The 14,966-nt window shown below is 56.6% G+C and carries 13 protein-coding genes; 4 read left to right on the top strand and 9 right to left on the bottom strand.

The annotated features are described in order from the left end of the window. The first annotated feature begins 38 nt into the window (after positions 1 to 38). Positions 39 to 1,163 (top strand): tRNA guanosine(34) transglycosylase Tgt, encoded by a 1,125-nt coding sequence (tgt, locus tag GRI91_RS02460; protein WP_160735026.1) that lies wholly within the window; start codon positions 39 to 41, stop codon positions 1,161 to 1,163. Here the strand turns inward: tgt and GRI91_RS02455 are convergent. The 6 genes from GRI91_RS02455 to rpiB form a co-directional block, all read right to left on the bottom strand. Continuing rightward, the gene (locus GRI91_RS02455; RefSeq protein ID WP_160735025.1) at positions 1,138 to 1,338 is read right to left on the bottom strand and encodes a hypothetical protein; all 201 of its coding nucleotides are present in this window, start codon (positions 1,336 to 1,338) and stop codon (positions 1,138 to 1,140) included. The two genes, tgt and GRI91_RS02455, sit on opposite strands and share 26 nt — an antisense overlap. A 119-nt stretch (positions 1,339 to 1,457) precedes the next feature. Further along, complete coding sequence (gene rpsD / locus GRI91_RS02450) at positions 1,458 to 2,072, bottom strand: 30S ribosomal protein S4 (RefSeq protein ID WP_160735024.1); 615 nt, start codon at positions 2,070 to 2,072, stop codon at positions 1,458 to 1,460. Between the two features lie 186 nt (positions 2,073 to 2,258). Beyond that, positions 2,259 to 2,996 carry an RNA methyltransferase gene (locus GRI91_RS02445; protein ID WP_202385406.1) on the bottom strand — a complete coding sequence of 246 codons (738 nt, stop codon included), beginning with the start codon at positions 2,994 to 2,996 and terminating at the stop codon, positions 2,259 to 2,261. Then, on the bottom strand, positions 2,989 to 3,450 hold the full coding sequence (gene nrdR, locus GRI91_RS02440; RefSeq protein ID WP_160735023.1) for a transcriptional regulator NrdR: 462 nt from the start codon (positions 3,448 to 3,450) through the stop codon (positions 2,989 to 2,991). Before nrdR ends, GRI91_RS02445 begins: the two co-directional genes overlap by 8 nt. A 3-nt stretch (positions 3,451 to 3,453) precedes the next feature. Further along, complete coding sequence (glyA, locus tag GRI91_RS02435; RefSeq protein ID WP_160735343.1) at positions 3,454 to 4,779, bottom strand: serine hydroxymethyltransferase; 1,326 nt, start codon at positions 4,777 to 4,779, stop codon at positions 3,454 to 3,456. Between the two features lie 5 nt (positions 4,780 to 4,784). After that, positions 4,785 to 5,234 (bottom strand): ribose 5-phosphate isomerase B, encoded by a 450-nt coding sequence (gene rpiB / locus GRI91_RS02430; RefSeq protein WP_160735022.1) that lies wholly within the window; start codon positions 5,232 to 5,234, stop codon positions 4,785 to 4,787. 217 nt (positions 5,235 to 5,451) lie between these two features. Here rpiB and GRI91_RS02425 point away from each other — a divergent pair, with 217 nt between their 5' ends. Beyond that, a complete protein-coding gene (locus GRI91_RS02425; RefSeq protein WP_237437600.1) occupies positions 5,452 to 5,769 on the top strand; it encodes a nuclear transport factor 2 family protein in 318 nt (105 codons plus the stop codon). Between the two features lie 47 nt (positions 5,770 to 5,816). On the opposite strand, the gene rpoD is transcribed toward GRI91_RS02425, so the two are convergent. From rpoD to GRI91_RS02410, 3 genes are read right to left on the bottom strand one after another with little or no spacing between them, the layout of a single operon-like run. Then, a complete protein-coding gene (gene rpoD, locus GRI91_RS02420; protein ID WP_160735021.1) occupies positions 5,817 to 7,832 on the bottom strand; it encodes an RNA polymerase sigma factor RpoD in 2,016 nt (671 codons plus the stop codon). 10 nt (positions 7,833 to 7,842) lie between these two features. Then, a complete protein-coding gene (gene dnaG / locus GRI91_RS02415) occupies positions 7,843 to 9,762 on the bottom strand; it encodes a DNA primase (RefSeq protein WP_160735020.1) in 1,920 nt (639 codons plus the stop codon). Positions 9,763 to 9,774: 12 nt separating this feature from the next. Then, positions 9,775 to 10,227, bottom strand: coding sequence for a GatB/YqeY domain-containing protein (locus tag GRI91_RS02410; protein ID WP_160735019.1), 453 nt, complete (start codon positions 10,225 to 10,227; stop codon positions 9,775 to 9,777). A 161-nt stretch (positions 10,228 to 10,388) separates the two neighbouring features. Here GRI91_RS02410 and carA point away from each other — a divergent pair, with 161 nt between their 5' ends. Both carA and carB read left to right on the top strand, forming a co-directional pair. Then, positions 10,389 to 11,552, top strand: a complete 1,164-nt coding sequence (carA, locus tag GRI91_RS02405) for a glutamine-hydrolyzing carbamoyl-phosphate synthase small subunit (RefSeq protein WP_160735018.1) — start codon at positions 10,389 to 10,391, stop codon at positions 11,550 to 11,552. Further along, the gene (gene carB, locus GRI91_RS02400) at positions 11,553 to 14,876 is read left to right on the top strand and encodes a carbamoyl-phosphate synthase large subunit (protein ID WP_160735017.1); all 3,324 of its coding nucleotides are present in this window, start codon (positions 11,553 to 11,555) and stop codon (positions 14,874 to 14,876) included. Positions 14,877 to 14,966 lie beyond the last annotated feature (90 nt).

Raw genomic sequence — 14,966 nt, 5'->3', positions numbered from 1 at the left:
TTGCGCGAAAGCGATGTAGAGCCTATGCGACTGTGCAAATGACACGCTTCTCTTTCTCGATCGATGCCCGCGATGGCAAGGCCCGCACCGGGCGCATTAGCATGAAACGCGGGGATATCCGTACACCGGCTTTCATGCCTGTCGGCACGGCCGCCACTGTAAAGGCGATGAAGCCTGAAAGCGTGCGAGCGACCGGCGCCGATATCATCCTTGGCAACACATACCACCTGATGCTTCGCCCGGGCGCAGAGCGCATCGCGCGCTTGGGTGGTTTGCACAAGTTCATGAATTGGGACCGTCCGATCCTGACCGATAGCGGAGGTTATCAGGTTATGAGCCTGTCTGACTTGCGCAAATTAACGGAAAAAGGTGTCGAGTTCCGCAGCCATCTTGATGGTTCCAAACATATGCTGACGCCCGAACGGTCGATGGAAATTCAGCGCTTGCTGGGTTCGGATATCGTCATGGCATTTGATGAATGTCCGCGAGCTGATCAGCCGCGCGATGTCATCGCCAAGTCGATGGAAATGTCCATGCGCTGGGCGCAGCGTAGCCGCGATGCTTTTGATTCCGGAACCGAACATGCCAGCGTCGCCGCCCTGTTCGGTATTCAGCAAGGAGCGCTGGATCAGGATCTGCGCAAGCAAAGTGCCGAAAAGCTGTCAGAGATCGGCTTTGATGGATATGCCATCGGCGGCCTGGCGGTGGGCGAAGGGCAGGAAGCCATGTTCGCGACGCTTGATTTCGCGCCTGACCAACTGCCTTCTGACCGGCCGCGTTATCTGATGGGCGTTGGCAAACCGGATGATCTGGTTGGCGCGGTCGAACGCGGTGTAGACATGTTTGATTGTGTGTTGCCAAGCCGATCGGGCCGAAATGGTCAGGCCTTCACCTGGAATGGCCCGCTCAACTTGCGCAATGCACGCTTTGCTGAGGACACCGATCCGCTGGATGACCGCTGCTCATGTCAGACATGTGGCACCTATAGCCGGGCCTATTTGCATCATCTGGTGAAATCGGGCGAAATCCTTGGCGCAATGCTGATGACGGAGCACAACATCGCCTTCTACCAGCAATTGATGCAGGCCATGCGCGACGCGATTGCCGCTGGCACCTTCGCCGATTTTGCAGCGGAGTTCAGGCGCAATTATTTGCGCAAGTAGTCTGCACTTCAAGCGAACTTGAGGTTTCCAGTTTCGTGCCGCGATAGGCGACGAATTCACCGCTGCGATCGTCCAGAAATCCGGCGCCGATGGTGTTGGCAAAACGCTGCGCCAATTTGAGGTCGCTGTACCATTTGCCGATGCGATTTGGGGTTACGAAGCGAAACTTTGTCATAGCGATATCTCAATCGCAGAGCATCGTTTCAGTTCCGTGAAAAACGGCAGAATATCGCCACTTTATACAAAAAAGGCGGCCCCGAAGGACCGCCTTTGTCTGGATCACTGAAATCAGGATCAGCGCGAATAGAATTCGACCACCAGGTTCGGTTCCATGGTCACCGGATAAGGAACTTCATCCAGTGAAGGAACGCGCGTGTAAGTGACCTTGTCCGTGCCATCGGGCGCGACATAATCAGGAATTTCACGCTCGGGAAGGCTCTGTGCTTCGATGACCAGAGCCATTTCCTTGGCCTTGTCACCCAGGCTGATCACGTCGCCGATATTGATGCGGCGCGATGCGACATTACACTTCACACCGTTTACGCGGATATGGCCGTGGCTGACGATCTGGCGGGCTGCGAAAATCGTCGGCGCAAACTTGGCGCGATACACAACCATGTCCAGACGGCGTTCGAGCAGACCGATGAGGTTCTGGCCGGTATCGCCCTTCATCTTGGACGCTTCGCCATATGTGCGGCGGAACTGCTTTTCGGTCACGTCGCCGTAATAGCCCTTCAGCTTCTGCTTGGCGCGCAGCTGAAGACCATAATCGCTCATCTTGCCTTTGCGGCGCTGACCGTGCTGACCGGGGCCATAGCTACGACGATTGATCGGGCTATTGGGGCGACCCCAAATGTTTTCGCCCATACGGCGGTCAATTTTGTACTTGGCGCTTTTACGCTTCGACATAAGTCTTCTCCAATTTGCTATCGTCATCCCCTTGATGACGCTTCAACCCGGTATTGCACCAACAGACCGCATGATCTGCTGCGGCCACCGCTTCACCGGGATGCGGGGCCAATGAGACGTGCTATCTGTATGGAACAGTCGCTGCGCTCAAGTGAAGGCGCGCGGTTAGCAGATTTTGCGCCGCAGTCAAGTATCAGGCGTACGCGGGGCCTTCCCAAGCGTGGTCAGAATTCCTCGCAAGGTGCGGACCTCAAGGTGATTCCAGCCGGGTTTCGTCAGAATACCGCGCAATGTACGGCGCGTTGCATCTGCACGTGCGGCGGGGAAAAAGTAGTTTCTCGGCTCCAGCAGCTTTTCCAAATGCGCGACCAGTCCGTCCAGCTCATCCTGCGGGGCAGGGGGCAGGGCATCTTCCTGCGTCGGCTGTACCAGATGCTGATGGCGGGACCATTCATAGGCGCACAGAATGACGGCTTGTGCCAGATTGAGTGATGAAAAGTCCGGATTGATCGGGACTGTCAGGATGGTGCGTGCCAGAGCCACATCATCCGTTTCCAGACCGGAGCGTTCAGGCCCGAACAGAATGGCGCTACGCCCTTCCTGCTGGATGATCTCGCGGGAGGCTTCCTCGGGAGTGACGACAGGCTTGGTGACGCCGCGTTTGCGCACCGTGGTTGCATAGACATGCGCGCAATCGGCCACGGCATCGGCCGTCGTTTCAAAAACCTGTGCTTTTTCCAGCACGATATCGGCGCCGGATGCCGCCGGGCCTGCTGCTGGGTTGGGCCAGCCATCGCGGGGGGACACCATGCGCAATTCGGTGAGGCCGAAATTCAGCATTGCCCGTGCGGCCTTGCCGATATTCTCGCCCAATTGCGGCCTTACGAGCACCACCACAGGCATTTTGGTCTGCCCGTCAGTCATGGGCAACATCCCGCACCGTGCTGGCAAATTCCTCAAAATCCCGTGCTTCACTGAAATCGCGATAGACACTGGCGAAGCGGATATAGGCGACACTGTCGAGCTGGCGCAGACCCTCCATCACCATTTCGCCGATGCGGCCAGAGGGAATTTCACTGTCGCCCAATGTTTCAATCTGTCGCTGGATACCGGATATCAGCTGATCGATCCGTTCCTGCCCGATTCCGCGTTTGCGGCAGGCGAGAGACACCGATTGCTCCAGCTTAACACGCAGGAAACTTTCCCTTTTGCCATCATTCTTGACCACAGTCACATCGCGTAGCTGAACCCGTTCGAACGTCGTGAACCGCGCTCCGCAGCCGCTGCATTGGCGGCGCCGACGGATGGCAGAATTGTCCTCCGTCGGGCGCGAATCCTTTACCTGACTGTCATCATGCGCGCAAAAGGGACAGCGCATCGATTAACGGCCCGGATAGACCGGGAATGCAGCGCATAATTCGCCAACGCGGCGGCGTACGCTTTCTTCCACCTGCCCATCGCCTTCGTCACCATTGCGGGACAAGCCCTCGACGACTTCGGCAATAAGCTGTCCGACAATTTTGAACTCGTCGGGGCCAAAGCCGCGGGTCGTGCCGGCAGGCGTGCCGAGACGAACGCCGGAGGTCAAAGCGGGGGGCAATTTATCGAAGGGCACAGCATTCTTGTTGCAGGTGAGATAGGCACGATCCAGCCCGATTTCGGCCGCTTTACCAGTCACTTCGCGAGCAGACAGATCGGCCAGAATCAGGTGGTTATCCGTGCCACCCGACACGACACCTACGCCGTTTTCTTCCAGGCTGGCAGCCAGCGCCTTGGCATTTTCCGCGATACGGGATGCATAGGCACTGAAATCCGGACGTAAGGCTTCGCCAAATGCAACGGCTTTGGCAGCGATCACATGCATGAGCGGTCCGCCCTGCAGACCGGGGAACACAGCCATGTTGAACTTCTTGGTGAGCGCTTCATCATCCCACAGGATCATGCCGCCACGCGGGCCCCGCAGGCTCTTATGCGTCGTCGTGGTCACGACATGCGCATGGGGGAAGGGTGAGGAATGTGCTCCGCCAGCGACCAGACCCGCAAAATGCGACATATCGACCAGCAGATATGCGCCCACCGCATCGGCGATTTCCCGAAACTTCGCGAAATCCCAACTGCGCGGATAGGCCGTTGCGCCGGCAATGATGACTTTGGGCTTATGCTCATGCGCCAAACGCTCAACTTGTTCCATATCGAGCCGCTGATCATCTTCGCGCACGCCATAGCTGACAGCGTTAAACCATTTGCCTGACATATTGACCGGAGAGCCATGGGTAAGGTGGCCGCCGGCGGCAAGATCCATGCCCATAAAGGTGTCGCCCGGATTCATCAGCGCCAGAAAAACGGCCTGGTTCATCTGGCTGCCCGAATTGGGCTGAACATTGGCGAATTTGCAGCCGAACAGTTTCGTGGCGCGGGAAATAGCCAGATTTTCAACCACATCGGCATATTCGCAGCCGCCATAATAGCGCCGGCCGGGATAACCTTCGGCATATTTGTTGGTAAAGATTGATCCGGTTGCTTCCAACACCGCATTGCTGACGATGTTTTCGCTCGCAATCAGCTCAATACGGTCCTGCTGGCGGGACAATTCGTTGCCAATTGCAGTTGCGACTTCAGGATCGGCATCGGCCAGGCTGTCCTGCCAGAAGCGTTGCTGCTGGCCGCTTAGAGCGTTGTCAGAGAAGCTGGAGGTGTTGGCGCTCATCGTGCTCATTTGCCGTTGTCCTGTGGAATCTGGGAAAGTTTCTCGACGCGCGGGCCATGGCGGCCACCGCCGAATTCGGTAGAAAGAAAAGCCGTGATACAGGCCTTGGCCATATCAATTCCGGTCAGCCGCGCACCCATCGCAATCGCATTTGCATCGTTATGTTCGCGGGCCAGAGCTGCAGAAAGTGGCTCTGAAACCAAGGCGCAACGCACAGCAGGATTACGGTTCACCGCGATCGAAATACCAATGCCGGATCCGCACAAAGCAATACCTCGCTCGGCGTCGCCGGAGGACACTGCATTTGCGAGTTTGTAGCCAAAATCAGGGTAATCGACACGGTCTGCGTTTTCCGGCCCCAGATCAACAATCTCATGGCCTTCATTGCGAAGCCATTCGGCGAGTTCGGCTTTGAGGTCGAAAGCGGCGTGATCAGAAGCAATAGCGATGCGCATGGAGCTGTTATATCTCGACTTAGGGACTCTGGAGCGCCTCCCATAAGCGCATCGCCGTGACGACGCTACCCCAAAGCTCTTTCCTGCGGTGCAGCTAATCTATAGGCCGACGCAAAAGGGAGAGAGCCATGACTGAAGACGACTATCACCGCTATATCGAGGCGTTCAACGCGCGGGATTATCCTACGCTTGAAAGTTTTTTACTGATGATTTCGCATTGGAAAATGCCGGCTTCCGCGTTCAGGGCAAGGAAGCATTCCGCGAATTTTACGCCTTCTTTCACGATTACTGCCGCGAAGAAGTCACATTCAAAGAGTTTTTCCCCGGCAAGGACGGCTTCGTCGCCAATGTTGTCATTCACTTCACCGGATTGAAGGAACTCTCGGCCGAGATATTGGAAGAAGCCGGTTATCAGGGAATGAGCGTAGTGCCCAAAGGCGTGACGGTGGATGTAGAGTTTTACATCCATTACCTGCTCAATCAGGATGGGCTGATCCGTTTCATCAAAGGCGCAATCTGGGTGCCCGAGAGCTGATCACGGTTGCCGGATAAAGAAAAGCCCCGCCGGAGCGGGGCTTTTGCTTACTGATCGAGGAAGGAGCGCATCTTGCGGCTCCGGCTCGGATGTTTGAGCTTTCGCAGAGCTTTTGCTTCAATCTGACGAATACGCTCACGCGTCACAGAGAATTGCTGCCCCACTTCTTCCAGCGTGTGATCAGTGTTCATACCGATACCGAAGCGCATACGCAGCACACGCTCTTCACGCGGGGTGAGGCTCGCAAGAACGCGGGTAACCGTTTCCTTTAGGTTCGACTGAATAGCCGAATCCACCGGAATGATTGCGTTCTTGTCCTCGATGAAATCGCCCAGATGAGAATCTTCCTCATCGCCAATCGGCGTTTCAAGAGAGATCGGCTCCTTGGCGATTTTCATCACCTTGCGAACTTTTTCCAACGGCATGGAAAGGCGTTCAGCCATTTCTTCCGGAGTTGGCTCGCGTCCCTGCTCATGCAGGAACTGCCTGCTGGTCCGCACCAGTTTGTTGATCGTTTCGATCATGTGAACCGGAATGCGGATGGTCCGCGCCTGATCGGCGATCGAGCGGGTAATGGCCTGCCTGATCCACCAGGTCGCATAGGTCGAAAATTTGTAACCACGGCGATATTCGAATTTATCGACCGCTTTCATCAGGCCAATATTGCCTTCCTGAATGAGATCCAGGAACTGCAAACCGCGATTGGTGTATTTCTTGGCGATGGAAATCACGAGCCGCAGATTGGCTTCGACCATTTCCTTCTTGGCGATACGTGCTTCACGCTCGCCCTTCTGCACCATGTTCACAATGCGGCGGAATTCGTCGAGACTCATGCCGGTCTGGCTTGAAATGTCCGAAATCTCGGCGCGGATGCGTTCGACCTGCTCGCCTTCCTTTTCGGCGAAGGCCGCCCACTTCTTGTCCTTCTTCGACGTTTCCTGCAGCCAGTTTTCGTCCAGTTCGTGGCCGATATAGGCTTTCAGAAAGTCGGTGCGCTTGACCTTGTGACGCTCTGCCAGACGCAGCATCTGGCCACCAAGCGCCGTCAGGCGGCGGTTGAAGGCATAAAGATTATCGACCAGATATTCGATCTTCGTCGCGTGGAACTGAACGCTTTCAACTTCGGCGGTCAGTTGTTCGCGAAGGTCTTCATATTTCTTTTCCTTGGACGCGGGGAAATCATCACCGCGGCCGAGCACATCCACGCGTTCGCCCTGGATGCGTTCAAATTTCTTGAAGAGGTCGGTGATACGGGCAAAGCGTTCGATCGCATCGGGTTTGAGCGCCGCTTCCATCTGAGCGAGCGAGAGGGTGTTATCCTCCTCATCATCCTCTTCACGGTTGCTCTTTTCGCCGTCTTCGCCGTCTTCCTCTTCGGAATCGTCGTCGTCATCTTCCTTGAAGGTCGGACCGGCGGTTTCTTCGCTGATTTCGCCGCTATCGTCATCTTCGCCTTCTTCCATCTTGTCGACAGGAGGCTCTTTGGAAAGCATGGCATCGAGATCGAGGATCTCGCGCAGCTGCATTTCCTCATTATTGAGCGCTTCGGACCACATGATGATGGCGTGGAATGTGATCGGGCTTTCGCAGAGGCCAATGATCATCGTGTCGCGGCCGGCTTCGATCCGCTTGGCAATCGCGATTTCGCCTTCGCGGCTCAGCAGCTCGACGGCGCCCATCTCGCGCAGATACATGCGCACGGGGTCATCGGTGCGATCGCCGGTTTCTTTCTTCTTCGGCGCTTCCGGTACGTTCTGCTTCGGCGTTTCGGGGCTGCTCGCTATCTCATCAACGCCAGGAGCGGGACCAGAATCGGAATCATCATCGTCATCCTGCGTTTCTTCGTCATTCTCGACGATGTTCACGCCCATTTCGGAGATGGCAGACATGACATCCTCGATCTGTTCCGAGGACATTTGATCCTGAGGCAAAGCTTCGTTCAGCTCATCATACGTGATGTAGCCCCGGCGCTTCGCCTTCGCGATGAGCTTCTTGATCGAGGCCTCATTGAGGTCAATCAGGGGAGCATCTTCATTTTGCTTGGTCTTGGCTTCAGACGCCATATCTATCGCTTCAATCCGTTTTCTGCTCGCCCGGGTCCGGTTCGGAAGGGGAGCCCATTTTTTCGTTCTGCGACGGGCCTGCGGCGCGTTCCCTTGCCATGTGCCCGAGTCGCGACTCGATTTCCAGCTTTCGTTTCCTCAGCCGTTGCTGTTCCGCCCATGATCCATCCGGATCGGACGCAAAGCGTGCAGTCGTTTCGGCAATTGCCCTGTCCAAAGCCGGTCTTTCGACCAACAAGGCAACCGCTTCGGCCAAGTCCTGACATGCCACTTGCGGATCCGGGCCTTCCATCAGGAAGGAAAAATGGGCGTTATCCGGCGGCGCAGCCAAGGTTTCGATAGCTGATATGGTATTTTCATGCTCTTCTTCAAGCGCTTCTGTTACATCTAGCAACATTCCTACGATACGCGCTGTTTCAGCATCACCCGCCTCGAAGCGTGCGAGCTGCTCTGCATGCCGTTCAATTTCTTTCGGAAACCGCGCAAGTCCGGCGATTACGCATTGGGCCAGCATGTCTCTGCCGCCTCCGGCTGCAGCCCGTTTAAGGCGCCCGGCCGTTTCCGGAGAAAGTCTGGACTGGCTGCCACCAAATGATCCGGACCTGCCAGATCCCCCCATGCGCGAACTGCCGGAATTGGGATTGCTCCTGGAGAATTCGCGCTTGGGAAAAGCGAAGGCGGAATAACGATCCATCAGCTCACGCCGATAGAGCGAACGGATATCGGATTGTTGAATAGTATCGACATGGTCCAGCAGGCGCTGCTTGAGGCCGGCCTTGTCCTCCGGCGTATCCAGAGGACGCGAATCGCGCTCATGTGTCCAGAGGACATCGAGCACCGATTTTGGCTCGCTCAGCAGGCGCTCCAACGCTGCGCGCCCATGCTGTTTCAGCAAATCATCAGGATCGAGCCCCTCAGGCAATGTGACAATCGCCAGTGACCGGTCGGGCTGCAGCAACGGCAGCGCTCTGCTAACGGCACGCATGGCGGCGCGCTGACCGGCGGCATCGCCATCGAAGCAGAGAAGCGGGCGGTCCGTGACCCGCCACAGCAGCTCAATCTGCCTTTCGGTGAGGGCTGTTCCAAGGGGGGCCACGGCTTCTTCAATGCCCGCTGCTGCGAGCGCCACAACATCCATATAGCCTTCAACTACGACCATCCGCTTTGTCTGGCGTGATGCGGGGCCCGCGCGGTGCAGATTGTAAAGTGTTCGCCCTTTGTCGAACAAAGGGGTGTCCGGGGAATTCAGATATTTGGGCGCGTCTTTGTTGGATGAATCCAGAATGCGCCCGCCAAAGGCGATGATGCGGCCGCGCGCATCATGGATCGGCAGCATCAACCGATTGCGGAAACGGTCATAGGGATCGCGGTTCTCGACTTCAATTCGCAGTCCAGCCTCGATCAGCATCGATTCTTCAAAATCGCTGAGCGCGCGGGGCAGGGCGGTGCGGTCAGGCGGGGCAAAACCGAAACCGAAACGTTCCATGGTGAGCGCATCAAAGCCGCGAGAATCAAGATAGCGCCGCGCGCTTTCGCCGCCGGTACTTTCCAGATTGGAGCGGAACCATTGCTGCGCTGCTTCCATCACATCGTGCAAGCTGGCGCGCTGCTCGGCGCGGCGCGCCTCACGCGGATCGGGCTGGGGGACATCGAGCCCGGCCTCTGCGGCCAGTTCCTTGACCGCATCGATAAAGGACAGGCCGCGCTGATCGGTCATCCAGCGGATCGCGTCACCATGCGCTCCGCAGCCGAAACAATGATAAAACCCCTTTTCGTCCGAAACGGTAAAACTGGGAGTATTCTCATTATGGAAGGGGCAGCAGGCCTTCCATTCACGTCCTGCTCGCTGCAGCTTGGTCGTACGCTGGATAACGCTCGAAAGCGTTATCCGAGCGCGTAATTCATCAAGCCACTGAGGGGAAAGCGCCATAAGGTGTTACTGTCAGGAAAGGGCTTGCTGCACGAGCCCGCTGGCCTTGCTCATATCCAGCTGCGCGCCGTGCCGGGCCTTCAGCTCGGCCATCACCTTGCCCATATCTTTCATACCTTCAGCACCAATGTCGGTCTTCACCTGCTCAACAGCGGCGGTGGTTTCCTCGGCGCTCATTTGCTGGGGCAGATAGTCCTCTATTACCCCGAGTTCCTGCTTTTCCTTCGCAGCCAATTCGTCGCGGCCGCCCTGTTCATACATCTCAATCGATTCGCGGCGTTGCTTGGCCATTTTCTGAAGCACATCGATGACCATCGCATCATCATCACCATCCTGGTTCGACGTGCGCTGTTCGATATCGCGATCTTTTACCTTGGCGAGAATCAGACGGATTGCAGCCAGACGCTCCTTGTCCCCAGATTTCATGGCTTCGATCTGGGCTTTTTTAAGTGTATCACGCAGCATTAATCAGCAACTTTCCTGTGGAAGGGTGGACCGTCGTGGCGGGGAGGAATTTTCCTAGCGCATTTTTCCCGTGTGTGACAGCTTGACGGAGGGGCACACCACGTCTAGCCGCTGGGCCTTAGCAAACATTGCCGATAACACTTTAAGAAACGGAGCTGCCCATGGCTGACCCCGCATCTTCGCACGCGCCGCCCAAAGGTGCGAGCGGAGTCCTTGTGCTCTCAGATGGCACGGTACTTTGGGGAAAGGGCTTCGGCGCCATTGGTGCCGCGGTCGGCGAAGTCTGTTTTAACACCTCGATGACGGGTTATCAGGAAGTGATGACTGACCCGTCATATGCCGCTCAGATCGTAACCTTCACCTTCCCGCATATCGGGAATGTCGGCGCCAATGACGAGGATCTCGAATCCAATGTCGATGGCGCAGTGGGCTGCATCACGCGTGAAGAAATTACGCTGAATTCAAACTTCCGCGCCACGTCAGAATTTGGCGAATGGATGGAGGCCAAGGGCAAGATCGGCCTTTCGGGCATCGACACGCGTGCGCTTACGCGCCGCATCCGGATGAATGGCGCGCCCAATGCGGTGATTGCGCATCATCCGCGCGGTGATTTCGATGTTCCGGCTCTGCTCGAACTCGCGCGAAACTGGCCCGGTCTTGAAGGTATGGATCTGGCCAAGGATGTGAGCCGCAGCAAGCAGCAAGCATGGCAAGGCGGCCCCTGGACATTGGGGCAGGGCTATGCGGATGTTTTTGACGAAACGCTGCCCCATGTGGTTGCCATCGATTATGGCGCAAAGGACAATATCTTCCGCAATCTGGTTCAGGCCGGCGCACGCGTGACTGTCGTTCCTGCGGCCAGTACGGTAGACGATATTCTGGCCCTCAAGCCTGATGGCGTTTTCCTATCCAACGGTCCGGGTGATCCGGCCGCCACAGGCGCATACGCCGTTCCGGTGATCAAGGATCTGCTTGAGCGTGACATTCCGATTTTCGGGATCTGTCTGGGGCATCAGATGCTGGCCATCGCAGCCGGTGCGACCACCACCAAGATGCATCAGGGCCATCGCGGCGCGAACCATCCGGTGAAGCGCAATCAGGATGGCGTGGTTGAAATTACCAGCATGAATCACGGCTTTGCCGTCGATAACGCGACGCTTCCCGATACGGTCGAAGAAACACATGTTTCCTTGTTCGACGGGTCGAATTGCGGGATTGCGATCAAGGGCCGCAAAGCATTCGGTGTGCAATATCACCCCGAGGCATCGCCTGGGCCGCAAGACAGCTTTTATCTCTTTCAGAAATTTGTGGGATCGCTCGGTTAAATGCCTAAACGCACAGACATCTCATCGATTCTCGTCATTGGTGCAGGTCCGATCATCATCGGTCAGGCGTGCGAGTTTGATTATTCCGGAACTCAGGCCATTAAGGCACTGAAAGAAGAGGGTTACCGGGTTATTCTGGTGAACTCCAATCCGGCGACGATCATGACCGATCCGGAAACGGCCGACGCCACATATGTGGAGCCGATCACGCCCGAACTGGTCGCCAAGATCATCGAAAAGGAAAAGCCGGATGCGCTGCTGCCCACGATGGGCGGACAGACGGCGCTGAACTGTGCGCTGGCTTTGTATAATGACGGCACACTGGAAAAGCATGGCGTCCAGATGATCGGCGCGAATGCCGATGCAATCGATAAAGCAGAAAACCGGCACCGTTTCCGTGAGGCGATGGACTCCATCGGTCTGGAAAGTGCCCGCTCGGGGACGGCCCATACACTCGATGAAGCGCTGGCGGTGCTGGAACGCACTGGCTTGCCTTCGATCATCCGCCCCAGCTTCACGCTGGGCGGTACGGGCGGCGGTGTGGCCTATAACCGTGCAGAATTCGAACGGATCGTTCGTGAAGGTCTGGAAGCCTCACCGACCACCGAGGTGCTGATCGAGGAATCGCTGCTCGGGTGGAAAGAATTCGAGATGGAAGTCGTCCGCGACAAGGCGGACAATTGCATCATCATCTGCGCGATTGAAAATGTCGATCCGATGGGTGTGCATACGGGCGATTCCATCACTGTCGCGCCTGCATTGACGCTGACGGATAAGGAATATCAGATCATGCGCTCGGCCTCGATTGCCGTGCTGCGTGAAATTGGCGTCGAAACCGGCGGGTCCAATGTGCAATTCGCGGTCAATCCGGCAGATGGCCGCTTGATCGTGATTGAGATGAACCCGCGTGTTTCGCGCTCATCCGCACTGGCATCGAAAGCCACCGGCTTCCCGATTGCACGCGTCGCGGCCAAGCTGGCGGTTGGCTATACGCTGGATGAAATCACCAATGAAATCACCGGCGCAACCCCGGCGAGTTTTGAACCGACAATTGACTATGTTGTCACCAAAATTCCTCGCTTTGCGTTTGAGAAATTCAAAGGTGCCAAGGCCGAGCTGTCCACCGCGATGAAATCGGTGGGTGAAGTCATGGCTATCGGTCGTAACTTCAAGGAAAGCATGCAGAAGGCCCTGCGGGGTCTTGAAACCGATCTTGATGGTTTCAACCGCATTGTTGAGCTGGAAGGCGCCGAAAAGAGCGAAATCCGGGCATCCTTGGCACGGGCAACACCGGAACGGATTCTGAAGGTTGCACAGGCATTCCGCGAAGGCTTCTCGATGGAAGAAGTGCATGAAATCACGCATTATGACCCGTGGTTTCTGCGTCACATCGAGGAAATCATCTATGAAGAACAGATGATTTCGCAAAACGGCCTGCCCAATGATGCGCCGGGGCTCCAGCGCCTCAAAGCGATGGGCTTTTCTGACAAACGGCTTGCCACGCTGGCCGTGCGGTCAGTCGGCGTTGCTGGTGGCATGGCGGAAACGCAGGCGTCCCGGTCGGGTTTGCTGCATGACACGTTGCGCGCCATGGCCGGCGCGACGAGTGAGGAAGAAGTTCGCGCGCTGCGTCAGAAGCTGGGCGTTTTGCCCGTCTTCAAACGGATCGACAGCTGCGCCGCTGAATTCGATGCGATCACGCCCTACATGTATTCGACCTATGAAGCGCCAAGCTTTGGTGAGGCCGAAAACGAAGCCTTCCCAAGCGATCGCAAGAAGATCGTTATTCTGGGTGGTGGTCCTAACCGGATCGGGCAGGGTATCGAATTCGATTATTGCTGCTGCCATGCTTGTTTCGCTCTGGCGGAAGCCGGGTTCGAAACCATCATGGTCAATTGTAATCCGGAAACTGTTTCCACCGATTACGACACGTCTGACCGGCTCTATTTTGAACCGCTCACAGCTGAAGATGTGCTCGAGATCCTGCGCGTCGAACATTCTCGCGGCGAACTGGTGGGCGTCATCGTTCAATTTGGCGGTCAAACACCGCTGAAGCTTGCTGGCGCGCTGGAAAAGGCCGGTATCCCCATTCTCGGTACTGATCCCGATGCGATCGACCTTGCCGAAGACCGTGAACGTTTTGCCAAACTGGTGAGCAAGCTGAACCTCAAGCAGCCCGAAAACGGCATCGCCCGGAGCCGCGAAGAAGCGGCAGCCGTGGCAAAGAGGATCGGCTATCCAGTGCTGCTGCGTCCATCCTATGTGCTGGGCGGACGTGCGATGGAAATCGTCGACAGTGAAGCGCAGCTCGATAATTATATCGCCACCGCGGTGAATGTGTCGGGCGATAGCCCGGTGCTGATCGACCAATATCTGCGCGATGCTGTGGAATGCGACGTCGATGCGCTTTGCGATGGCGATCAGGTCGTGGTTGCCGGCGTGATGCAGCATATTGAAGAAGCTGGCGTCCATTCCGGTGACAGTGCCTGCACCATTCCGCCTTACAGTCTTCCACCTGAAATCATTCAGGAAATGGAGCGTCAGGCAGAGGCTCTGGCCTTCGGTCTGAAGGTTCGCGGCCTGATGAATGTGCAATTCGCGGTCAAGGATGGCGAAGTCTATCTGATCGAAGTGAACCCGCGCGCGAGCCGGACAGTTCCCTTTGTCGCCAAGGCTATTGGCGATCCGATTGCCAAGATCGCATCGCGCGTGATGGCCGGCGAAAAGTTGGTCGATTTGCCCAAGATCAAGCGTGAGATTGATTACATGGCGGTAAAGGAAGCAGTCTTCCCCTTTGCCCGCTTCCCAGGTTCCGATCCGGCATTGACGCCCGAAATGCGCTCAACCGGTGAAGTGATGGGCATTGATCGCAATTTCCCACTGGCCTTTGCCAAATCGCAGCTGGGGGCAGGGATGATCTTGCCGGAATCCGGGAAGGTCTTCGTCTCTGTCAAGGATAGTGACAAGCCGCTGATCCTTCAGGCCGTCCGTTTGCTGGTTGAAAAAGGCTTCACGATTGTAGCCACCGGCGGCACGGCCGCATATCTTGATGAAGCAGGGATCGTGGTGGAACGCGTCAACAAGGTGGCCGAAGGCAGACCGCATATTGTTGACCGGATCATGGATGGCGACATCGCCCTAATCTTCAACACAACTGAAGGATGGCAGAGCCTCAAGGACAGCCAGTCGATCCGAGCATCGGCGCTGGCGAATAAGGTATCCTACTATACCACGGCCGCCAGTTCGCTCGCTGCAGCGCAAGCAATTGCAGTAGTTAAGAGTGGCGAGCTTGAAGTGCGATCCTTGCAAGACTATTATAGCTGAAACACGCGCGTTTTTCCCGACAATTGAACGCCGCTCAGCCGCCCAAAAAAGGGCGGAGCGGATTTTGTCGGGAAACGCTTAGAACAGGGA

It is taken from the genome of Altericroceibacterium endophyticum (genome assembly GCF_009827595.1).
GTDB lineage: Bacteria > Pseudomonadota > Alphaproteobacteria > Sphingomonadales > Sphingomonadaceae > Altericroceibacterium > Altericroceibacterium endophyticum.
The sequence above is the reverse complement of the archived record's forward strand: the minus strand, read 5'-3'. Positions and strand labels throughout refer to the sequence as shown.